General features: G+C 72.6%; 20 protein-coding genes. 11 read left to right on the top strand and 9 right to left on the bottom strand.

Translation table 11 applies throughout. The features are described 5' to 3' along the window. The first annotated feature begins 11 nt into the window (after nt 1–11). Nucleotides 12–311: a nucleoside triphosphate pyrophosphohydrolase gene (locus ACIBEJ_RS30210; RefSeq protein ID WP_397186254.1), complete on the top strand. Its 300-nt coding sequence runs from the start codon at nt 12–14 to the stop codon at nt 309–311. A gap of 45 nt (nt 312–356) precedes the next feature. Beyond that, a complete protein-coding gene (locus ACIBEJ_RS30205) occupies nt 357–854 on the top strand; it encodes a hypothetical protein (protein WP_397186253.1) in 498 nt (165 codons plus the stop codon). An 8-nt stretch (nt 855–862) separates the two neighbouring features. Here the strand turns inward: ACIBEJ_RS30205 and ACIBEJ_RS30200 are convergent, their stop codons facing one another. Together ACIBEJ_RS30200 and ACIBEJ_RS30195 are read right to left on the bottom strand one after the other, a co-directional pair. Beyond that, nucleotides 863–1,156, bottom strand: coding sequence for a WXG100 family type VII secretion target (locus ACIBEJ_RS30200; RefSeq protein WP_397186252.1), 294 nt, complete (start codon nt 1,154–1,156; stop codon nt 863–865). Nucleotides 1,157–1,158: 2 nt separating this feature from the next. Continuing rightward, nucleotides 1,159–2,892 (bottom strand): hypothetical protein, encoded by a 1,734-nt coding sequence (locus tag ACIBEJ_RS30195; protein ID WP_397186251.1) that lies wholly within the window; start codon nt 2,890–2,892, stop codon nt 1,159–1,161. Between the two features lie 131 nt (nt 2,893–3,023). On the opposite strand from ACIBEJ_RS30195, the gene ACIBEJ_RS30190 reads away from it, so the two are divergent. Genes ACIBEJ_RS30190 through ACIBEJ_RS30170 form a run of 5 tightly spaced genes read left to right on the top strand, consistent with a single transcriptional unit; the run spans nt 3,024 to nt 7,818 of the window. Beyond that, nucleotides 3,024–3,818 carry a hypothetical protein gene (locus ACIBEJ_RS30190; RefSeq protein ID WP_397186250.1) on the top strand — a complete coding sequence of 265 codons (795 nt, stop codon included), beginning with the start codon at nt 3,024–3,026 and terminating at the stop codon, nt 3,816–3,818. Next, on the top strand, nt 3,815–5,410 hold the full coding sequence (locus ACIBEJ_RS30185) for a peptidoglycan-binding protein (protein WP_397186249.1): 1,596 nt from the start codon (nt 3,815–3,817) through the stop codon (nt 5,408–5,410). Before ACIBEJ_RS30190 ends, ACIBEJ_RS30185 begins: the two co-directional genes overlap by 4 nt. After that, complete coding sequence (locus tag ACIBEJ_RS30180) at nt 5,403–6,080, top strand: ABC transporter ATP-binding protein (RefSeq protein ID WP_397186248.1); 678 nt, start codon at nt 5,403–5,405, stop codon at nt 6,078–6,080. Before ACIBEJ_RS30185 ends, ACIBEJ_RS30180 begins: the two co-directional genes overlap by 8 nt. Then, nucleotides 6,067–7,242 carry an ABC transporter permease gene (locus ACIBEJ_RS30175; RefSeq protein ID WP_397186247.1) on the top strand — a complete coding sequence of 392 codons (1,176 nt, stop codon included), beginning with the start codon at nt 6,067–6,069 and terminating at the stop codon, nt 7,240–7,242. The genes ACIBEJ_RS30180 and ACIBEJ_RS30175 overlap by 14 nt, the downstream gene beginning before the upstream one ends. A 51-nt stretch (nt 7,243–7,293) precedes the next feature. Beyond that, nucleotides 7,294–7,818 carry a DinB family protein gene (locus ACIBEJ_RS30170; protein ID WP_397186246.1) on the top strand — a complete coding sequence of 175 codons (525 nt, stop codon included), beginning with the start codon at nt 7,294–7,296 and terminating at the stop codon, nt 7,816–7,818. Between the two features lie 16 nt (nt 7,819–7,834). On the opposite strand, the gene ACIBEJ_RS30165 is transcribed toward ACIBEJ_RS30170, so the two are convergent. Next, nucleotides 7,835–8,581 carry a TetR/AcrR family transcriptional regulator gene (locus ACIBEJ_RS30165; RefSeq protein WP_397186245.1) on the bottom strand — a complete coding sequence of 249 codons (747 nt, stop codon included), beginning with the start codon at nt 8,579–8,581 and terminating at the stop codon, nt 7,835–7,837. 49 nt (nt 8,582–8,630) lie between these two features. Between ACIBEJ_RS30165 and ACIBEJ_RS30160 the strand changes: the two genes are divergently transcribed. Both ACIBEJ_RS30160 and ACIBEJ_RS30155 read left to right on the top strand, forming a co-directional pair. After that, nucleotides 8,631–9,569 (top strand): ATP-binding cassette domain-containing protein, encoded by a 939-nt coding sequence (locus tag ACIBEJ_RS30160; RefSeq protein ID WP_397186244.1) that lies wholly within the window; start codon nt 8,631–8,633, stop codon nt 9,567–9,569. Then, nucleotides 9,566–10,339: an ABC transporter permease gene (locus ACIBEJ_RS30155; RefSeq protein WP_397186243.1), complete on the top strand. Its 774-nt coding sequence runs from the start codon at nt 9,566–9,568 to the stop codon at nt 10,337–10,339. The genes ACIBEJ_RS30160 and ACIBEJ_RS30155 overlap by 4 nt, the downstream gene beginning before the upstream one ends. An 11-nt stretch (nt 10,340–10,350) precedes the next feature. Here the strand turns inward: ACIBEJ_RS30155 and ACIBEJ_RS30150 are convergent, their stop codons facing one another. From ACIBEJ_RS30150 to ACIBEJ_RS30135, 4 genes are read right to left on the bottom strand one after another with little or no spacing between them, the layout of a single operon-like run. Continuing rightward, entirely contained in the window at nt 10,351–13,026 is a 2,676-nt protein-coding gene (locus ACIBEJ_RS30150; RefSeq protein ID WP_397186242.1) for an ATP-binding cassette domain-containing protein, read from the bottom strand. Then, complete coding sequence (locus ACIBEJ_RS30145) at nt 13,011–14,171, bottom strand: OmpA family protein (RefSeq protein ID WP_397186241.1); 1,161 nt, start codon at nt 14,169–14,171, stop codon at nt 13,011–13,013. Before ACIBEJ_RS30145 ends, ACIBEJ_RS30150 begins: the two co-directional genes overlap by 16 nt. Next, the gene (locus ACIBEJ_RS30140) at nt 14,168–15,364 is read right to left on the bottom strand and encodes a hypothetical protein (protein ID WP_397186240.1); all 1,197 of its coding nucleotides are present in this window, start codon (nt 15,362–15,364) and stop codon (nt 14,168–14,170) included. Before ACIBEJ_RS30140 ends, ACIBEJ_RS30145 begins: the two co-directional genes overlap by 4 nt. Next, nucleotides 15,361–16,110 (bottom strand): hypothetical protein, encoded by a 750-nt coding sequence (locus ACIBEJ_RS30135; RefSeq protein ID WP_397186239.1) that lies wholly within the window; start codon nt 16,108–16,110, stop codon nt 15,361–15,363. Before ACIBEJ_RS30135 ends, ACIBEJ_RS30140 begins: the two co-directional genes overlap by 4 nt. A gap of 83 nt (nt 16,111–16,193) precedes the next feature. Between ACIBEJ_RS30135 and ACIBEJ_RS30130 the strand changes: the two genes are divergently transcribed. Continuing rightward, complete coding sequence (locus tag ACIBEJ_RS30130) at nt 16,194–16,895, top strand: NUDIX hydrolase (protein WP_397186238.1); 702 nt, start codon at nt 16,194–16,196, stop codon at nt 16,893–16,895. A gap of 425 nt (nt 16,896–17,320) precedes the next feature. Here ACIBEJ_RS30130 and ACIBEJ_RS30125 read toward each other — a convergent pair whose 3' ends face one another. After that, complete coding sequence (locus ACIBEJ_RS30125; RefSeq protein WP_397186237.1) at nt 17,321–19,207, bottom strand: hypothetical protein; 1,887 nt, start codon at nt 19,205–19,207, stop codon at nt 17,321–17,323. 15 nt (nt 19,208–19,222) lie between these two features. Beyond that, nucleotides 19,223–19,750, bottom strand: a complete 528-nt coding sequence (locus tag ACIBEJ_RS30120) for a hypothetical protein (protein WP_397186236.1) — start codon at nt 19,748–19,750, stop codon at nt 19,223–19,225. An 86-nt stretch (nt 19,751–19,836) separates the two neighbouring features. Between ACIBEJ_RS30120 and ACIBEJ_RS30115 the strand changes: the two genes are divergently transcribed. Next, nucleotides 19,837–21,531, top strand: a complete 1,695-nt coding sequence (locus ACIBEJ_RS30115; RefSeq protein ID WP_397186235.1) for a hypothetical protein — start codon at nt 19,837–19,839, stop codon at nt 21,529–21,531. The last annotated feature ends 37 nt before the right edge of the window (nt 21,532–21,568 follow it).

The raw sequence follows: 21,568 nt of genomic DNA, 5'->3' as shown, positions 1-21,568 counted from the left end.
GGTCACGCGGTATGGGGAAGCTGGTGCGGGACAACATTCCGGAGATCATCCGGCGGGGCGGCGGGGAGCCGGACGTGCGGGTGCTTGGTGTGGCGGAGTATCGCGGGGCGCTGCTGGCCAAGCTGTTCGAGGAGGCCACTGAGCTGCGCGAGGCCCCGGCTGACGAGGTCGCCGGGGAGATCGCGGACGTCTACGAGGTGCTCCGGGCGATCGCGGCGGTTGACGGGCTTGAGTGGGATGCGGTGGAGAAGGTGGCGGACGGCAAGCGGGCGGAGCGGGGCGGGTTTCGGGACCGGTTGTATCTGGCGTGACATACAAGGTGTACGCGAGAGTGAGGGTTGGGTAGTGTCCCGGTCGTGCGCCCAGACATTCGACGACTGGCAGCCGCAGCGGCGTTCGTTTCCCTTTTCGGGCTGACAGGCTGTACCCGAGAACCTGAGAAACCTGGTCTGGACGAGGCCGCGAAACTTCTGCTCGCCGATGGCGAGAAACTGCTGGCTTCACAGGACATGAGCGCCGTCGGTTCAGCCTCCATCACAGAACGGGCGGATCAGGATGAGGAGGCGGGATGTCTGAAGGGACAGGTTCAGCGGTTCTTCCGCGCCCATGGTGATCTAACGGGGCCGCCGTACAAACAGTCGCCGGGAAACGTCGCGGGGCTGCTGGCGAGTTGGCTGCGGATGCGCAGCTACTCTCCTATTGTGGATGACCTGGATTTTCGCGACGACAATCTCGGAACGACAGTGGTACAGCATCCCACTACGGGAATCACCTTTGCGATTGCCATCCGCAATGGGCAGAAACCGCACATCCTCATCGTTGGCAAGACGAGCTGTTACGAGCGGGGCGCATGACGTCCGGCTCAGATGGAAAGCTGAGCCGCTTCGGTGCGGGTGAGCTCGGCCTGACGACGAAGGCGTTCCGCCGTGGACACGCAGTTCTCTCTGAGCAGGCGGATCTCTCGGGCCAGTTGCACGGCTTGGGCGGTGAAGCGGCCCGCGGCCGGTCCCTTCCAGAACGCGTCGACGGCCTGCGGCTGCGCGAGTAGCCCGGAGAAGACCTGGTCGAGCTCTTCGGCGTACCTCATGAAGTCGGCGGCGAGCGACTCCTTGTCCGCGGCCTGCCGGAACAGCTCCCCCTGATTGGGAATCGTCACCTTCATCCTCCCCGCTGCTGCAATGCCGCGACCAACGCCTCATAGAGGCGCCCCCGGAATGCCATCCGCAACTCATTCCGCTGGGAGGCCGTCAGCGGCTTCTGCCCATGCTCGTTCAGTGATTCCGTCACCCACTGCATCTGCTGGTTGATGATGTTGTCTCCGACGTCCCGCGCCGTCGCAGGGGTCTTGTTGTCAAAGTAGTCCGTGATCAGACTTTTGACGCCGTCTTTTGCGGCGTCCAGGCCGATGTCTCGGCCTGTGGCCAGTGTGGGGTCCTGGATGGGCCAGTATTTGTTGGAAAGCCATGACACAGGCAGCAACGCCACCCCCGCCACCCAATCCGCATACTCGTCATCAGACCATTCCGCATGCGTGGACCCGCTCAGCATCAGGTTCGCCACTCCCCCGGCCAGCGCCGCCCGGGACGTGTACTGGTCCTGGACGGCCTCGTCGCCGAAGGGGCGGAAGCGGCCGATGTCCAGGCTCAGCGTGTAGTCCTGGGAGGCCTTCATCAGGAGCCGCGCCGCGTCCGCGTCCTGCATGAGGACGCCGACGAAGCGGGAGGCGGTGTCGGGGGTGAGGGTGTCCCAGGGGGAGGTGGGGTGGATGGCGGTCAGTTCGGGGGAGTCGCGTTTGGACTGGGCCCGGGCCAGCTGGTCGAGGTGGGGGCCGATGTTGGCGGCCAGGGTTTCGCTGATCGGGGAGTCTTTCCAGACGCCCCAGCTCGCCGAGGTCCATGGGCCGTCTTCGGCGCCCAGGGTGCGGATGATGTTGAGCATCGCCTGGTCGCGGTGGGGGCCGGAGGCTAGAGCCTGGTCCAGGACGGTGGCCAGCTTCTGCTGGATGTCGTCGATGCCGCTCATCCGGACGCGCTGGGGGTGCAGCAGGCCGTGGGCGGCGTTCTTGTCGGTGGCGAGCAGGGTCTGCAGGGCCGCGGGGTCGGCGGCGTAGGCGTCGACGAGGGCGTTGAGGTTCCAGTTCTGGCTGGTGGGGAGGTCGGCGGCCAAGGGGCGGCCCAATACCCGGGTGGCCACCTTGTTGAGGAGTCTGCTGGAGGGGCGGGCCAGCGTGATCAGTGAGGTCAGTACGCCGGGCGGGGTGGAGGCGAAGAAGTCGTCCAGCCATTTCGGGCCCAGGCGTCCGGCCCGTTCGGCGTTCGTGTACGCCTGGGCCAGCGGCGTCAGCCCGGTCTGCCGCAGGACGTCCGGCGGCGCGCCCTTGTCCGTGGCCGGGCCCAAGTTCTTCATCCCGTGCATGAACAGCGCGCGGAACCGGTCGGGGCCGAGGGCGTTGAGCAGGGCGGCGGCGTAGGCGGGGTCGTTCAGGTGGGATTGCGTGGCGGCCGCGGCGGCGGTCACCTTTCGCCACGTTTCCACTGTGGGGTCTATTTCCATGTTCTTCAGTGCGTCGGCGATACGTCGGCCGGCGGAACTGCCCTGCCGGGCGGCCTCCGTTTCACTGGCGAAGGGCAGCGACGCGCTCAGCAGGCCGGTTCCGGGAACCATTTGGCGGAGCGTGTCCATACGCCATTTGAGGTCGCGCCGGGTTTCGTCGAGAAAGGCCCAGGATTTGTGCATCGCGGTGGTGCCCGCGGCGCCTTCCCAGGAGGGACCGGCTTCGGCAATGGCGGCTTCGAGACCGGGCCTGGCACGGCCGAGAACGGCCTGGCCCCCGGCCATTTCGCGCATCAGTTGTTCCGCCCGAATGGGGTCGATCCCCACGAACTCCCCCATGGCCCCTCCCCGAGGCTGTGGTTACAAGGGAGGAGTCAAGCACACCGTCAGAGCACGGTAAACGCCAACTGATACGCGGCCGATACGCGGCCACCGCGGGGCGGATGAACGGGCGGCCCAGAGTGTCCGGCATGACGAAGCGACTGGCCGTCTGCGGCCTGCTGGGGCTGGCCCTGCTCACGGGGTGCGGGAGTGCGGGCGGGAACGCGTCCGCCCCGGAGCCGGAGGCCAAGGACAGACGGCACGAACGGGAAACGCTGATCGCGGACTGCATGAAGCAGAAGGGCTTCACGTATGTGGTCCACGTGCCGCCGTTCCGGCAGTCCGACCTTGAGAAGCGCGTGGCGGGCGGCGACTACGCGAGTTTGAAGGAGGTCAGGTCCAAGCATGGGTTCGGGATGTTCTCCCGGTTCGTCTACAAGGACGAGGCCGAGCCGCCGAGCCAGGATCCCAACGAACCCGTCAAGGCGGGTTTGGGCAAGGGGCAGCGGGAGGCGTACGAGAAGCAGGTGAAGACCTGCTACACGAGCGCGGTCAAGCAGGTCTTCGGGCTTGAGGTCACCTCGCTGGCCGACTTCTCCGACCTGACGGCGAAGGCGATCGAGCAGGTGGACAGGGAGCTCAACGGCGACGCCAAGCTCAACGAGCTGGCCGGGCCGTTCGCGCAGTGCCTGACGGGCAAGGGGGAGAAGGTCCGCTCCACCAGGCCGCTCGACCTGGTCAGCCGGGGGCCGCAGGAGTGGTCGGACCTGGTGGGGCAGAAGGAGTGGTCGGCGCAGGCCGCGCGGCCGTACCTGACGAGGGAGATCAAGGCGGCGCTGACCGACCTGGAGTGCGGCAGGGAGTTCTACGCGGCGTTCAACCCGCTGAGCACGCGGCTCAACAACGAGGCGCGGCTGCGGTTCGGCTTCCTCCCGCAGTCGTGAAGAGCAGGAAGCCGCTGGCCGTGCTGACGGGAGTCGTGGTGGTCGCGGCGGCGGGCTGGGGCGTGAGCACGCGGCTGCGCTCGCCGGCCGACGAGGCGGCCATGCGCACGCCGCCGAAGCCGTCGCTGGTCACGGCGCCGGTGGAGCTGCGCAGGCTGGTCAGCACGGTGGTCGTCGCGGGCACTCTGGAGTACGGCTCGCCGCAGCCCGTCATGCTGGCAGGAGTCGTCGGCGGCGACGAGACCCTGCAGCGCGCCACCCGCGCCCCGGTGCCGGGAAGGGTCAGGGACGGCGGCACGCTCATGGAGGTCAACGGCCGCCCGGTCTTCGCCTTCACCGGCAAGGTCCCGATGCACCGCACGCTGGCCCCCGGCACCAGGGGCGAGGACGTCAGGCAGTTGCAGCGGGCGCTGCGGGTGCGGGCGTCGGGGGTGTTCGACGCGGCCACGGTGGCGGCGGTGACCCGCTTCTACGCCGGCAAGGGGTACGCGGCGCAACGGCCCACGATCGAGGCCAGGCAGCGGCACGACGAACTCCGCCGGGCCGTGCGAACCGCCCAGGAAACGCTGGCCGACCAGCGCAAAGCCCTGGAGCAGGGACGTGACGTGGGGCCGCTCAAGCTCAGGCTGGCCAACGCCGAGCAGGATCTCCGGGACGCAGAACGAGCCCTGGCCGAGGCGGCCGGCTACCTGCCCGAGGACGTGGCCAAGGTGGAGGCGGCCGAGGCCGCCGTACGCGCTGCCGAGGAGAAGATGCAGGCGCCGAGCCCCAGCCCAAGCCCCAGCGCCAACCCCGGCAATGCCCAAGCGGACCTCGACGCCGCGCACCGGGCGCTCGACCGTGCCCGCGCGGAGGCGGAGCAGGCGCGCGAGCGGCGGCTGACCGAGGCGCGCAAGGCGGTGCGGCTCGCCCGCGAGGCCGTCGCCACGGCCGGGCAGGCGCTGCGCCAGGCCAGGCAGCTCTCCCCGGTCAAGCTCAAGGTGGCCGGCGCGCGCGAGGATCTGGCGGCGGCCAGGGCGCTCCTGGTGGAGTACTCGCGCACCTACGGCACGACCGTCCCCGCGGGCGAGGTGGTGTTCCTGCCGAAGCTGCCCGCCCGGCTGCACAAGGCGGCGGTCAAGGCGGGCGAGGTGGTGGACAAGGCGTTCGCGACGGTCACGAGCTCCGCGTTCGTGGTGTCGGGCTCGGTCGAGGCGGCCGAGGCGAAGTTGTTGAAGCGCGGGCTGGCGGCGGTCGTCGAGACCGAGGCGGGCAAGGCCATTCCCGCCACCGTCAGCTCGGTAGGAGTGGGCAGGGCCAAGGCCGGCGCGGCGGCGGTGCTGGTCACGCCCAGGTCGATGGCCGGGCTCAAGGGCCTGGCCGGAGCGGGCGTCACGGTGCGGGTGACGGTCGGCGCGACCCGGGAGAAGGTCCTGTCGGTGCCGGTGGCGGCCGTGGTCACGGCGGCGGACGGCCGGCCCAGGGTGCAGGTCGAGGTCGGCGCCGACCGGACGAAGGACGTCGAGGTACGCACCGGGCTGACCGCCGGAGGCCACGTGGAGGTCACCGGCGCGCTCAAGGAGGGCGACCGGGTGGTGGTCGGCGGTGCCTGAACCGGTGATCGAGCTGACCGGGCTGACCAAGGAGTTCCCCGCCGACCCGCCGGTGCTCGGGCTGTCGGAGGTGTCGCTGCGCGTGCACGTGGCCGACTACGTGGCGGTCGTCGGCCCGTCGGGGTCGGGCAAGTCGACGCTGCTGAACGTGCTGGGCCTGCTGGACCGTCCGACCTCGGGCAGCTACCGGCTGGACGGCATCGAGACCACCTCGATGCCCGACAGCGCCAGGACCAGGCTGCGCGGCAGCCGTATCGGCTTCGTCTTCCAGGCGTTCCACCTGCTCGCGCACCGCAGCGTGGTGGAGAACGTGATGCTGGCCGAGGTGTACGGCGGGCGCGACCGCAGGACCCGCAGGACCCGCGCGCTGGAACAACTGGACCGGGTGGGCCTGTCGCACCGGGTGGACTTCCCGCCCGAACGGCTGTCCGGCGGCGAACGCCAGCGCGCCGCCATCGCCCGCGCCCTGCTCGGCGCACCCTCGCTGCTGCTGTGCGACGAGCCGACCGGCGCGCTGGACAGCAGGAACACCGAAGGGGTGCTCGCCCTGTTCGACGAGCTGTGCGCGCAGGGGCTGACGATCGTCGTCATCACCCACGAGAACGAGGTGAGCGGCAGGGCGGGGCGCCGGCTGCGGATCACGGACGGAGTGCTCAGTGAAGATCAGTGACCTGTGGGCCGAGGCGACGGCGGGCCTGCTGGCCCGTCCGGTCCGCTCCGCCCTGACCGCTCTGGGCACCGTGCTGGGCATCGCCACCCTCGTCATCACGCTGGGCACCGCGGCCACCGCGGGCAACCAGATCGTCGGCCGGTTCGACGAGCTGACCGCGACCTCCGTGACCGTCGACGTCCCCGCCGACGACCATCCGCTGGTCGGGTGGGCGGATGTGAAGGAGGTGACGCGGCTGCGCGGGGTGACCTCGGCCGCCGCGCTGGCCGAGGCGGAGCGCAGCGCCAACATCGCCGTCCGGGCCAACGACCTCGTCGATCCGAGCCGGGCGGCCGAGCTGACGCTCGCCGTGGTCGCCACCGATCCCGGGCTGCCCGCGGCGGTCAAGGGCCGCATGCTCCAGGGCCGTTACTTCGACGCCGGCCACCTGGCCCGCGGTGACGAGGTGGTGGTGCTGGGCGAGCGGGCGGCGCGGCTGCTCGGGGTCACCCGGCTGGAACGTGCCCCGGCGGTGTTCATCGGCGAACGCGCGTACACGGTCATCGGGGTTCTGGGCGGCCTGCGGCGGGAGAGGAGCCTGGACAGCGCGGTCCTGCTGCCGCCCACCATCGGGCAGCGCTTCGGCCTGCGCGAGGTGACCCGGGTGCTGATCAACACGAGCATCGGCGCGGCCGACCTCATCGCCGGGCAGGCGCCGCTCGCGCTCAGTCCGGACAGGTCCGCCATGCTGCAGGTGAGCGCCCCGCGGAGCCCGACCAGGGCGCGTGACGGTGTCGAGAACGACGTCAACGCGCTCTTCCTGATCCTCGGCCTGGTCTCGCTCGTGGTGGGCGCGGTCGGCATCGCCAACGTCACGCTGGTCACGGTCATGGAGCGGGTGACCGAGATCGGCCTGCGCCGCGCCCTGGGCGCGGCCCGCCGCCACGTCGCCGCGCAGTTTCTGCTGGAGTCGTCGCTGACGGGCCTCACGGGCGGCGTGGTCGGCGCGTCCGCCGGGGTGGTGGCGGTCGTGGCGATCTGCGCGGTCAAGCAGTGGACACCCGTCCTGGACGTACGGCTGGCCGTCGCGGCACCGCTCGCCGGGGCGCTCGTGGGCCTGCTCGCCGGGCTCTACCCGGCCCTGCGAGCGGCCAGGATGGAACCCGTGGACGCCCTGCGATGACCGGGTAAATCCGGTTGGCCGGGGCGGGTGGTCTCCGTAGGATCGCCGACCATGACCACCAAGCGTGCGGAACTGCTCGTCCATCAGCTCGACATCGCCTGGGCGCTGTTCGAGTACCACCTCGACGGGCTCGACGACGAGGCGGCGCTGTGGGAGCCGGCCCGCCACACCTGGAACGTCCGGCAGGGCGCGGACGGCCGCTGGGTGGCCGACTGGGCCGACAGCGAGCCCGACCCGGTGCCGGCGATGTCGGCCGGCTGGCTGATGTGGCACATGGGCTACTGGTGGACGACCACGCTGGGCCACTGCTTCGGCGACGGCGCCCCGGAGCGGGAGGAGATCGTCTGGCCGGGTAGCGCCACGGCGGCGGCCGAGTGGCTGCGCGGGCTCAAGGACGCCTGGCGCGAAGGGCTGCTCGGGCTCAGCGACGCCGAGTTCGACTCGGCCGACCGGGTCGCGAAGCTGCCGTGGGGCCAGGGGCAGACGATGGCGAGCGTCGCCGGCTGGCTGAACGTGGAGCTGACGAAGAACGTCGCCGAGCTGGGCTACGTGCGGATCCTGCGCGGGGCCGGCTGACGGACGCCATGCACGGCTAGCCGACCCCGCCCCTGCGGGCGATGAGCTGTTCCACGCCGTCGAGCAGCAGGTTGAGGCCGAACAGGAAGTCCTCGTCGTCCACCCACCCCACCGCACCGGAGAAGACGCCGCCGCGCACCGCGGCCGACAGGTGCGGGTACGCCTCGGGGTCGAGGACGTCGGCGAGCGCGGCGCCGAAGTCGTCGGCGCCGGAGATCCCGGCCTTCTCGTACGCGGGATCGCCGGCCGCGAAGGCCACGGCGGCGTCGGTCAGCGCGTAGCCGGTCAGGGTGCTGGCCACGTTGACGCGTTCGCCGTCGTCCAGCCCGGTGCCGTCGAGCGCGGCCATGAGGCGGTCGAGCCAGAGCAGCCGGCGCGGGCCCATCGGCGGCACGAGCGGGCTGATCGTCAGCACCCACGGGTGTTCGAGCATGATGTCGCGCTGGGCGCGGGTCCAGGCGGCGAGGTAGCCGCGCCAGGGCTGTCCCGCGGGGTCGGGCGGCAGCGGCGCCACGGCGTCGGCCATGGCGGTGAGCAGGTCTTCCTTGCTGTCGATGTAGCGGTAGAGCGCGGTCGCGGCGACCCCCACCCGGGCGGCGACGCCGGCCATCGAGACCCCGGCGATCCCGTCGGCGTCGGCGAGCTCGATCGCGGCCGCGGTGATCATGGCCAGGTCGAGCCGAGGCCGCGGTCCCCGGCGGGACGCGGGCTCGCGCCCCCACATCCGCTCGACGACGGGCGGCAGCGACCGATCCTGGTCCATCGAGTTCCTCCCTTGACGCACACCTAGGATTCTGCATTACCTTAAAACTATGAACATCATACACAGTAGGTCATTCACAGATGCCATCGTGGCACGGGGGCTGACGAAATCGTTCGGCGACACGCGGGTGCTCGGCGGGATCGACCTGACCGTGCCCGCGGGCTCGCTGCTGGCCCTGCTCGGGCCCAACGGCTCAGGAAAGACGACCACGGTGCGTATCCTGACGACCCTCATGCCGCCGGACGGCGGCAGCGCCACGGTGGGCGGGCACGACGTGGTGCGGGAGGGCGGCGCCGTACGGCGGGCCATCGGCCTGACCGCCCAGCAGGCCACCGTGGACGACCTGCTCACCGGCAAGGAGAACCTCGAACTGTTCGCCGGCCTCTACCACCTCGGCCGCCACCAGGGCCGGCGGCGGGCGCAGGAGCTGCTGGAGCGCTTCGACCTGGCCGACGCCGCCCACCGGCGCGTGGGAACCTACTCGGGCGGCATGCGCCGCCGCCTCGACCTGGCCGCCAGCATGGTGGCCGCGCCCAGCATCCTGTTCCTCGACGAGCCGACCACCGGCCTCGACCCCCGCAGCCGCGCGGAGCTCTGGGCGGTGATCCGCGAACTGCTCGCCACGGGCACCACCATCCTGCTGACCACGCAGTACCTGGAGGAGGCCGACCAGCTCGCCGACCGCGTCGCGGTGATCAGCGGGGGCCGGGTCGTGGCCGACGACTCCCCCGAGGCGCTGAAGCGGCAGGTGGGGTCGGAGCGCCTCGTGCTGCGCATGGCTCCGGCGGACGTGCCCCGCGCGAGCGCCCTGCTCGCCGCGCCGGGCGGCGCCGACCCGGCCGAGCTGACGCTGGCCGTACAGGGGCCCGACCACCTCCGCCACACGCTGGACGAACTCCACCGGGCGGGCATCCCCCTCGAAGGCGTGGACCTGCGCACGCCCACCCTCGACGACGTCTTCTTCGAGCTGACGGCGGTGGCGGCATGAGCGCGCTCACGGCCATGGGCGACCTGCGCCGCCTGGTCGGCCGCGACCTGCGCCGCGAGCTGCGCGTCACCGACAGCCTGCTGGTGAACCTCGCGCTGCCGGTGATCATCATGGTGCTGTTCGTGTACGTGTTCGGCGGCGCGATCACCACGGGTTCCAGCGGGCTGGACTACATCGACTTCGTCGTGCCCGCCGTCCTGCTGATGTCCGGCGGGTACGGCGCCGCCCTCACGGCCGTGTCCATCGCCGACGACCTGACCGGCGGCATGATCGACCGATTCCGCACGCTGCCCATCAGCGGCTGGGTGGTGCCGGCCGGGCACGTGGTCTCCTCGCTGGTGCGCAACGTGGTCGCCTCCGCGATCGCGCTGGCCGCCGCGATCCTGCTGGGCTTCCGGCCCTCGGCCTCGCCCGGCGAGTGGGCGCTGGTGCTGGCGCTGGTGACGGCGTACATCCTGGCGATGTCGTCGCTGGCGGTGCTCTGGGGGCTGACGGTGCGCTCGACGCAGGCGGCGGGGGCGTTCAGCTTCGTCGTGCTGTTCCTGCCGTACCTGTCGGACGGAGTGGTGCCCGCCGAGACGATGCCGCCGGTATTGCGCGACTTCGCCACCCACCAGCCGATCACGCCGGTCGTGGACACGCTGCGCGCGCTGCTCCTGGACCAGCCGATGGGCTCGTCCGCCGCGCTGGCCGCGGCCTGGCTCGGGGGCACGGTCGTGGTCAGCCTGCCGGTCGCGGCGGTGATGTTCCGCAGGCGGACCGCGCGGTGAGGCAGGGGCCTTCATCCCCAGCCGACGCCGCGTCCCGGCCTGAGCCGGGCCGACAGTACGGCGGTGGCGGCCAGGGAGTAGGCGAGCGCCAGGGCGGCGCACATGCCCAGGTCGAACAACCACTGCCCTGAGGTGTGCGACCACAGGGCCTCCCGGCCGCCGGGCAGGCCGGTCAGGGAGGCGGTGGCGGCCAGGCCCCAGCGGTCGGGCAGCAGCGCGGCGGCCACGGCCAGCGCGCCGCCGCCGGACAGGTCGGCGGTGGAGCCGTTCAGCGCGATCTGGGCGACCGAGGTGAGCGTGACGGCCAGGACGGCCTGCTCCAGCTTGCGCACCGAGACCGAGATGAGCAGCCCGAGCGACATGGCCGACACCGACAGGACGGCGAGGGTCAGGAAGAGGTCGAGCACCGGCGTCGTCCACAGCGGCTCGGCTGGTCCCGGGCGGATCCAGGTGAAGACCAGCGCCATGATCAGCGCCTGGAGGATCGCCACGGCGGCGAAGACCTGCCACTTCGCCGCGAGCACGGCGGTGACCATGACGCCGGTGCGGTGCTCGCGGGTGATCGTGCCCATCTCGGCGACCACGTCGCTGTAGGTGAGGGCCTGCCCGCTGAGCATGGCCAGCGTGGTGAGCAGGCTGATCGCGGTGACCGCGTCGCCGGCGGCGCCCTTGCCGAGACCGTCGGGGCCGGTGACCCAGGCGGCCAGCGCCGCGGACCCGGCCGCGACCAGGAACGGCATCAGGGCCACCGTCCATCGCCTGACCGGACCGGTCGCGCCGGCCCGTACGCCGCGGGTGGCCAGGAGCGCGACCTGCCTGGACACCAGCACGCGCCACTGGCGGGTGAACGTGGCCGGCCGCGGTCCGCGCCTGATCCGCTGGCCGGGCCGGGCGGCGGCGTCCCTGGCCCGGATCTGGACGGCGGCGTCCCTGGCCTCGGCGTCGGCCCGGCGGCTGCCGTACCGGAGGGCGAAGTCGTCTGCGTGGACGTCGAGGTCCTTCATCAGCGCGGCCCAGCGCTCGCGCCCGAGGTCGGGCAGGACCCGCTCGGGCTGGCCGTAGAAGACGGGACGGCCCTGCTTGACCACGACGAGGACCTGGTGGGCCTGGCCGAGGTGTTCGACGGCGTGCGTGACGATCATGACGGTGGCCTCGCGGGTCTCGGCGTAGTCGCGCAGGAAGGTCATCACCTCGTGGTCGAGCCCGGGGTCCAGCCCCGAGGTCGGCTCGTCGAGGAGCAGGAGGGTCGGCTGGTTGAGCAGCTCCATCGCGATCGACACGCGGCGCTGCTGGCCGCCCGACAGGGCGCTGACGCGGTGGTGGCGGCGCTCGTCGAGCTTGAGGTCGCGGCAGACCTCGCCCACGCGGGTCCCGGCGCGGCGGCCGGGTCCGCGCAGCCGGTAGGCGTAACGCAGGAGCTGATCGACGGTGAGGGTGGTCAGCAGGTCCGTCCCCTGCGGCACGAACCCCAGCCGCTCCCTGATCTGCGGCCCGTGCGCGGCCAGCGACAGCCCCTCGAAGTACAGCTCGCCCGCGCTCAGCGGCAGTTCCCCCAGCAGCGCGCTGAACAGCGAGCTCTTGCCCGCCCCTGACGGCCCCAGTATCGCCAGCAGCGTGCTCTCCGGCTGCACGAACGACATGTCCCTGATCCGGAAGTACCGGTCGGTGCTCGCCTCCAGCCCGTACGCGACGACCTTGCGCTCCCCGAGCCGGCTGACGTCGAGCGCGTCGAGGCCGGGCAGCACGTGGTAGCGGTACTCGCCGAAGTCGAAGTGGTCCCCGTGCGACAGCAGCGCCTCGCGTACCGCGCCGCCGCCGATGTAGGGGCCGTTGCCCCGGCCGAAGTCGCGCAGCCGCAGGTACTCGCCGTCGCGGGCGAGGCGGAAGTGCCTGGGCGCCGCATAAGCCTCCCCCAGCCGGTACGGCGGCGCGCAGTCGGCCCCGAACACGTTCTCCCCCGGCTGGAGGCCGACGCGGAAGGCCGGCGGACGCACCGGCTCCACCTGCACCGGCGGCGTCACCGATGGCGGCTTCCTGATCCAGGCCGGCGCCTGCCCGCCGAAGCGGAGCTGGTCGGCGACCCACGCCTTGTCCGGGTGGAAGCGCAGCAGGGAACGCAGGTAGGCGTCGAGCCGGCGGGCGTACAGGCGTTCCGCCAGCCGTACCCGGGCTGAGGCGGCCTCCAGCGACCGCTCGCACAGCGACTCGGCCTGGATGCGCGCCGCGGTGGCCGCGCCGAGCGCGGCCCTGGCGCGGGCGGCGCTCTCGCGGGCGGCGGCGAGCTGCCTGGCACGGGCGCGGCGGCGGCGCTCGCGCACGGCGGCGTCGTCGAGCCCCGCATCGCCGGGACGCCGCTCGCGCTCCTCGCCGCCGGTGAGCGGGCGCTCCAGCGCGGCCACGTCGGCCTCGGCCAGGCGGCAGGTCTCGCGGGCCGCCGCCTCCCGCGAGCCCGCCTCGGCGATCAGGCCGGGCAGGGGCGCGATCTGCCGCTGGTGGCGGATGTACTCCTGGTGGTAGACCTGCCGGGCCTCGCCGATGATGACGTCGCGGTGCGGCGAGCTGATCGGCACGGGCCGCGCCGCCTTGGGACGGTCGGGGATCTGCCGCAGCCCGTCGCGCAGGCCGTTCCACCAGTCGCTCCACCGGCTACGCAGGCCGTAGGCGAGCGGTTTCAGGGTTTCTGGCATTGTCCCCGCCGGATGACGACCTTGCGGTTCTGGTTGGCTTTGGCCGGGTCGAGCCGCCCGTCGGGCAGGGTGTCGTCGACGTGGTCCGGCCAGTCGGTGGCGACGCCCCTGGCGGTGATCTTGTTCTCCGGTACGCCCAGCGAGACCAGGATCTCCTTCACCCGCTCGGCCCTGGCCTGCGACAGGGGCCGGTTGACCGCGTCGCCGCCCTCGGAGGAGGTGGTGCCGATCAGCTCCACCGGCCGGTCGGCGGCAGTCAGGGAGGGGGCGAGGCCGCGCAGCGTGGCGGTGGCCGCGGCGGGGTGGCGGAAGTCGGCCCTGCCGCGGACGAAGCCGACGTCCCCGGCGTTCTTCAGGACCACGTCGCCGCAGGGCCGCAGCGGCGTGGGCGTGGGCATGGCCACCGTCGCCACCGGCGGCAGCCCCGGCATGGCCGAGGGCTGGCCGGGACCGGTCGTGACCGCCGCGCATACGGCGCCCGCCGCGGTGGCGGCCTTGGTCCAGATCTCGCCCAGGTTCCCGCTCACCCGGGGCGGCAGGTCCTCCTGCGGGTCGGCGGCCAGCCCCAGCCCGTCGAACAGCACGCGCCGCCCGGTCAGCTCGGGCAGCAGCTCGCCGTCCACGAGGTGGTCGACGAGGTCGTCGGGGTCGGCTTCCAGCACGCCCTCCTCGGCGAAGTTCAGGTCGCCCGCGGTGGCGAGGGCGGAGTCGACCACGACGACGCTGCCGCCCTCCCCCGCCATGCGGGCGGCGGCGCCCAGCGCCTTGAGCACGTCGGCCTCGGCCACCCGGGCCTTGGCCTGGGCGTTGATCGCGGCGGAGATGTCGGCGATCCGCCGGTCCACGCTCGCCTCCAGCGCGGGCGTGTTGGCGGCGGTGGAGGTGAACGGGGTCGAGTAGATCTCCTGCGGATCGCCGTCGAGCCGGACGACGTACACGCTGTGCCGTGCCATGAGAACCTTCCGCACCAGGGCGTTGAGCGCCGGGGAGATCACGGGCGCGGGCGAGTTCGACCGGGCGCCGATCACCAGCGCCAGCGAGCCGCCGTCGCCGACGCAGGCCGGCGGCCTGGGCGGCGGCTGGTCCACGCCGCAGGCGGTCAGCGCGGCCGCCAGCGCGGCGCCCGCGAGCACGGTTCTTCTCATGGGTCCTTCTTCCAGTGCGGGCGGTGGTCGGGCTGGAACAGCGCGTTGGTGGCGCTGGGGTCCCCGTGGTACGTCGCGTGCTGGACGCGGACCATCTGCTTCAGCTCCTCGGCGAGGGCCGCCCTGGTGCCCATCTCGGCCAGGTGCGACTGCCTGGCCTCGCGCAGTTCCTCCGCGTACTGCGTGCGCTCGCTCTGGGCCCGGCTCAGCCGTGCGCTGGAGGCCGCCGCGGCCTCGGTCACCGTGCGCAGGTTGCGCATCGCGCGGGCGTACTCGGAGCGGGCCGGATGCGTGGTCAGGTAGCCGCCGAGCGCGGCGACCAGGCCGGTCGCCAGGTAGAGCGCGAGGAAGACGCCGGCCTGGCCGAGCGCGGCAGGCAGGCCGGGCTCGGGCGCCGCGGCGCCGATGACGATCACGGCCGCCTCGCCGGCGTCGCCGAAGAAGTAGCGCAGCGCGGCGGCGCCCGCGCCCAGCACCAGCCAGACCAGGAAGCACAGCACCACCCACCGGATCCGCCTCTTCGTCCCCGCGCCCGCCTCGCGGGCCTGGACGCCGATCTGGTGGCTCAGGTAGAGGGCGGTCGAAGTCAGCCCGGCCACGATCAGCGCGCCGGCCACCGGGGGCAGGTCGTGCAGCAGGATCTGCATGACCTGCCAGAAGGCGGCGGCGTCCGCGCCCGCCGCGATCACCAGCGCCACCACGTGCAGGAACGTCGCCGGTGAGCGCCCCGCCAGCAGCGGCGGGTTGGCGAACCCCTGCCGCGTCGGGTCGCTGCCCACCAGGCGGTCCCTGGCCGAGTCGACCGCGGTCCTGGCGTCGGCCAGGCGGCGCTGGAGGTAGTCGTCGCTCCTCTCGTACTGGGCGAGGACGGGCTCGACCTTGTTGAGCCTGACCACGCTCTCCACCTGGAACCCCGCGTACTCGGCCGCCGCCTGGTACTGCCAGGTCTCGTGCCAGGCGTTGATCAGGTTGTCGAGCACTCCCCCGGTGAGCTCGTCGCTGCCGGGCGCGAGCTGGTCTGCGTACGACCTGGTCAGCACCAGGTGTCCCGCCCGGTCGACGGGCGTCGGGCGGAAGCTGTTGCGGGCCGGCGGCGGCGCGTGCGCCTCCTGGAACGGCACGCCGCCCAGGCCGGTGATCCGCAGGTCCCGCCTGCGCAGCCACCACCGCCCGAACGCCTGGAACACCCTCATGCGCTCTCCGTCGGCTCGTCGCTGATCCACCGGGGCAGCTCGGGCGCGCTCAGCCTGAGCAGCAGGTTGAGCAGCCCCGGATCGGGATGCCGGGCCAGCAGCCCGGTCAGGTACACCGCCCGGCGGCGCCGGAAGTGCTCGTACACGCGCAGCGCCCGTGCCCGCGCCACCCCCGGCCGCAGCGCCCGCCGCTCCGCGAGCGCGGCGGCCCGCTCCCGGTGCCGGTCGAGGCGCGCGTGCAGGTCCTCGAAGGCGCGCAGCGCCCGTAGCCGGGCGTTCTCCCTCGCGGTACGGCGGCGCCGTTCGATCAGGACGTCGGGATGCGTGAGCGGGTCGAGCTCGGCCGGTCCCCTGCGCAGGTCGTCCTTGGTCAGGGGCCGGGCGCACTCCTCCACGGCCCGGTGCAGCCGCCTTCTGGCCTCCTCCAGCTCCCTGGCGAGGGCGTCCTGGGCGGCCACGGCCCTGCCGTGTTCCTCGCCGAGCCTGGCCAGGTCGTCGTCCCTGGCGACCCGCTCGGCGGCGATGCGTTCGAGCGCCTCGCCGGTCAGCATGGCCAGGTAGGCGGTCTCGGGTGCGGGCGCGCAGTCCTCCCCCTCGTCCGCCACCCGGCGCAGGAGCTCGGCCAGGAGCCTGCGCCGGCCGTCCCGCCGGCCCGCGGACAGGTCGGCGCGATGGACCTCCCGCGGGTACGGCAGGGCCTCCTCGGGAGGACCTGCCCAGCGCGCCGTGTCACCGATATCACCCATCAGGCTTTCTCTAACTTTAGGTCGGAGTGACCTTATCAAAGGCGCGATGTTTAGGTCAAGCTGACCTAAGGTAGGCTCTAGGGATGTCCAAGTACGACGGGACGGCGCCGGTCGCGGTGACGGTCGATCTGGTGATCTTCACGCTCCGCGAGTCCGCCCTCCAGGTCCTGCTCATCGAGCGGGGCAAGCCGCCCTACATGGGCGGGCTCGCGCTGCCCGGCGGCTTCGTCCGCGACCACGAGGACCTGCGCGGCGCCGCCCTGCGGGAGCTGGGCGAGGAGACCGGCCTCGACGGCGGCAAGCTGCACCTGGAACAACTGCGCACCTTCGGCACCCCCGGGCGCGATCCCCGGGTGCGTACCTTCACCGTCGCCTACCTGGCCCTCGGGCCCGACCTGCCCACGCCGGTCGCCGGCACCGACGCCGCCCACGCCCGGTGGATGCCCGTGGCCGAGGCGCTCACCGTGGAACTGGCCTTCGACCACCGGGCGATCCTGCGGGAGGGGCTGGACCGGGCTCGGGCCAAGCTGGAGTACACGACCGTGGCGGCGGCCTTCTGCCAGGAGCCGTTCACGCTGGCTGACCTGCGGCATGTGTACGAGGTGGTGTGGGACCTGGAGCTCGACCCGAGCAACTTCCGGCGCAAGGTCTTGAAGGCGGACGACTTCGTGGTGCCTACGGGGGCGTTGCGGGCCCCTGAGGTTGGCCGGCCCGCCGAACTGTACCGCCGCGGCCGATCCGAGATCCTCTATCCCCCCATGGTCCGCACCACCCACCCCTCCTGACCCCACTCGGCCACCAGCGACACCCCCCGGCCTACGGCCTGAACAGCGACCCCCCATACCCGCCCGGCAACGGCCTCCGGACCACGACCTTCGGAGGCGGCCAACCCACAGAGCAACGACCTTCGTAGGCAGCCGACCCGCAGGGCAACGGCCTTCGGAGGTGGCCGACCCGCCCGATCAGCGCCGCGAAGCGGTGGCCACCCACCCGCCAGCGGAGGAAAGCGACGGGCGCCAACCCGCCAGGCGGCGGAAGCGGGCGAGCACAGCCGAGCGGGCGAGCGCGCCGTAAGGGGCGGGGCGAGCGAGGTGGAGGTGGACGGAGAGGACGTGGTAGTGGGGGGAGCGGGCGGATGGCCGGGGGGCGGACGGCGGGTGCGGGAGGCGGGCGGTGGGGAAGGTGGCCGGGGCGGGCGGAGGGTCTCGGGTCAGGTTGGGGGGTTGGGTGGGGTGTCGAGGGCGCCCAGGTCGAGCATGCGGAGGACGAACTCGGCGGCGTTGCGGGCGGCCCCGGCCTGGTGGCGCTTGGTCTTGGCCACTCCCCAGTCGCTGATCGCCTTGATGACGATCCAGTCGGTTCCGTGCTTGGCGGCGGCCGCGTACACGCCGGCACCTTCCATCTCGCCGCCCAGCGCGTCCGGATGGGCGGCGATCAGGCGGTCGCGTTCGGCCTCGGAGTCGACCAGCGTGTTGCCGGAGAGCATCACCCCGATGTGCGGCCGCACGGTGTCCACGGCGTAACAGGCGTTGAGCAGCGCCACCGACGGCTCCGCGCGGGCGCCGCGCGGGATCTCGACGGGGCCGGACTCGCCGTCGACCAACTTCCTGAGGTCCAGGACCCGTAGCTGGTTGGCGACCAGGACGTCGCCGATCCGCTGTGTGCCCCTGCGCAGCCCGTAGCAGATGCCGGTGAGGATGACGTAGTCCGGCCGCAGGTACTCGATGAGCGTCTGGGCGGTGAGCATGGAGCCGGCGGTGGGCGTGGTGCCGGCCTCGGAGCGGGCCAGCAGGACGGTGGCCCTGCTGACCCTGCCGAGGTTGAAGACGGCGTGCCGGCGGTGGAACTCCACCTCGGACGCCTTTTCGGTGTGCGCGCGCAGCACGGCCTTGACCTGCTCGTGCTCCACGGCGGTGGCGACCAGGAGCAGCACCTTCGTGGTGGTGTCCATCTCTTCCAGCTCCATGGCGACTCGGGCGCGGCGCCGGCGGTGGGCCGCGAGGTACCAGCGGAACGCCGTCACCGCCACGGCGACGCCCGTGAGGGCCATGATGCTGGTGAGCCAGCCGACGACGACGGCCTGCGGGGTCGCGGGGCTCAGGTGGGGCGGGTCGGTGAGCAGCAGGCGCTGGGAGAGCCAGCGCACGGCCGTCCAGTAGGTGGCGGGGCGGCCCGCGCAGGCGTTCCCGCAGGCGTCGGCCTCGTAGCCGGCCACCAGCAATGCCTCGCCGAACACGACGGCGGCGCCGGCGAAGACGTACAGCAGCAGGCCGGAGATCGCCTGGCGTTCCGTGGGCTCCCAGGGGCGCGGCTTGGGCAGGGAGATCAGGAACGCCAGGCCGTCCCCCTGGTCGTCGAGGCGGGCGTGCCTGGCGCGGGCGCGGAAGGTCGCGCGCATGGCCTCGGTGGTGACGCCGCCCAGCACGCAGACGAGGACGCCGCGGTCGTCTCCCCAGCCGCCTGGCAGCGCCTTGAGCCGGTGCTCGATCTGCCTGATCAGCGACTCGGCGTGATCGGGGCGCGTCTGGTGGCAGAGCGCCACCGACCAGTGCTCGGCGCGCAGTTCCTCGGTGGTGACGCGGTGTTCCCGTCCGCGTTCCACCACCGGGCGTACGGCCTGCCACAGAAGGTTGACCATCATCAGGAGCATGACGACGGCCACGTACGAGGAGGCCAGCACGGGCAGGGCGATCACCACGAGCCCCCATTCACCCTGGGCGAGCGGGACGAGCGCCAGGCTGAGCAAGAGCAGGAGTGCGGGCGGGGCGAAGGCGACGAGCATGTCCCAGCGCCGGTCGGCCCCGCGCAGCCACGCGCCGGGGGTGCCGGGGGCCGGGCGGCGGCCGAACGGGGGTTCCAGGACGGCGAACTCGCCCTCGCCGTACCAGACCAGGCGGCGTTCGAGGGCGGCGCCGTAGAGCTGGAGGGAGAGCGGGGCGCGGGAGCGGATGGCGCCGAACAGGCCGCGCGGGCGGGCGGTGCGCAGGACCTGGCGGCCGTGCTCGGCGGCGCGGACCGCGCGGGCGGCGGCCCTGGCCTGGGCGAGGGTCACGGCGGGCGGGTGGGCGCGGCCGGGGTCAGCGTGGTCGCCGGACATGGTCGATCCTAGGCATCAGACCTGCCCGCTCATCGTGTTTCTGATGAAATGCGCGCCCAGAACGAGCGTTCCGGACGCCTCCACCGCGATGAGCATCATGAGGCCGGTGGAGTGAGGGGCGTTCATCCAGGCGGCGCAGAGTGCTATGAAGGCGGTGAGGCAGAAGAGGGTGAGGTCCACGGCGAGCTGGAGGATCTTGCGCTGGCCTCGGCGCGGGTCCTGGCGGTGGCGGTGCTCCCAGGTGAAGACGCCGTCGGGCGGGTGGCCGAGCCGTACCAGCTCGGGCGTGATCGCGTGCTGGATGTGCCGTCCGATGGCGGTGATGCGGTCGTCGTTGATGAGGTAGGTCCAGCCGAGGATCATGCAGACCGGCGGGAGCAGGGTGAGCATCGCGGACGCGCCCGTCTCGATGGCCCCCGCGATCACCAGGGCGAACGCGCCGAGCGAGGTGTAGACGAGGTTGTCGCGGGTGGAGATGCGTAACCGCTGCTCCTCCTTGAGGTGCTCGTACTCCAGGAGCAGCAGGCCCGAGTCGTCCCGCATGCAGCCTCCTTCCCCTTTAGGTCGTTCCGACTATAAAGACTGCCGTACGATAAGGTCAAGATGACCTTTAAGTGGAGGGCGGGCCCATGACGTGGTGGCAGGGCGAGGACGGGTCCCCGCGCGACGTGGTGGTCGTGCTGGCGGCGCTGCCCCTGGAGGCCGACGCGGTACGCCGCAGGCTGCGGAACGTGGAGCGACGCCGGCACCCGTCGGGCACCCTCTTCAGCGTCGGCGAACTGCCGGACGTGCGGACCAAGGTGGTGCTCGGGATCACCGGAGAGGGCACCAAGGAGGCCGCGGTCATCACCGAGCGGGCGATCGAGATGTTCCGGCCCGCCGCCGTGCTGCTCGTGGGCGTGGCGGGGGCGCTCAAGGACAGCGTCGGGCTCGGTGACGTCGTCGTGGCCAAGCGCGTGCACTGCTACTCGGGCGGCAAGGAGACGGCGGGGACGTTCAAGTCGCGCCCGCGCACCTGGGACGCGGCGCACCGCCTCCTCATGCTCACCTACGACCTCGACGTCGACTGGCCCGCCGAGCCGCCGCGGGTGCACCACAAGCCGATCGCCTCGGGCGACACCCTGCTGGCCGGTCGCGGCGGCCCGCTCGCGGCCATGCTGGACGAGCGGTTCGAGGACGCGGTGGCCATCGAGATGGAGGGCGCGGGCGTGGCCGTAGGGGCGCATCTGAGCGAGACCAACGCGCTGGCCATCCGCGGCATCAGCGACCGCGCCGACGAGCGGAAGCAGGCGGCGGACGCGGGCGGCTCCCAGGAGCGGGCCGCCGCCAACGCCGCCGCCTTCGCCGTCGCCCTCATCGCCGCGTACGCCGCCACGCTCAGGAGGCGCGGTACGGCCAAGCCCGTGCCCGGCAGGCCAGGCGGGGAGATCCTGACCGCCAGGCTCGGCGGCGCGGTCAACAGCCTGTGCTTCGGCCCCGGCCGTACACTGCTGGCCGCCGCCCTGGGCGGCCCGATCCGCCGCTGGCGGCTGGACGACGGCCGGGAACTGCCCCCGATCCACGCCGCCACCTGGATGCCGCCCCGCTACGGCGTACGCGTGGCCGCCTCCCCCGGCCGCGGCCCGATCCTGGTGCGCGACGGCTACGAGCTGCGCGCCCTGCACCCGGACGAGCCGGACCGCCCGCCCGTCTCCCTGGGCGGCGTCACCTATCCCGGCGAGCTCTACTTCGCCAGCACCGCCTCCTACGCCCTGCTGTCCTGGGCCACGTACTTCCGCCTGCGCTCGACCGCGACCGGCGCCGACCTGCTGTCCTTCACCGCGGTGGCCGTCTCGATCTCGGCCGACGAGAGCACGCTGGCCGTGGCGAAGGGCCTGATCAGCGGCGGCCGGCACGTCCAGGTCTACCGCCTGCGGCCCGGCGAGAGCCCGGTGCCCACCGGCCCGCCCATCGAGCTGCACCAGGCGGCCGGCATGGCCCTGCAGATCGCGCTGTCGGCCGACGGCAGCATGCTCGGCGGCATGACCGCCCGCTGGGCCGGCGTCTTCGACGTCGAGCGCGGCGTGCCGATCATGCCGAGGTCGGGCGGCGGGGACCTGCTGGCCCAGTTCCTGCCCGAGGCGATGAGCCTGGTCTGCACCCCGCGCGGGCGGCTGCTGCACATGAGCAAGGGCCGGGTGCTCCAGCTCGACGTCAACAGCCGCGACGACGCGCCCTTCCTGCCCGGCGACGGCGGCTACCGGCGCCTGGCCATGAGCCCGGACGGCCTGCTGGCCACCGGCGACGCCTCAGGCTGGGTGCGGGTGCGGCACTGGGAGGACTGAGCTTCCGCCCTCAGGGTGCGGCAGTGGCCGAGGACTG

It is taken from the genome of Nonomuraea sp. NPDC050790 (assembly GCF_044456745.1).
Classification (GTDB): domain Bacteria; phylum Actinomycetota; class Actinomycetes; order Streptosporangiales; family Streptosporangiaceae; genus Nonomuraea.
The sequence above is the reverse complement of the archived record's forward strand: the minus strand, read 5'-3'. Positions and strand labels throughout refer to the sequence as shown.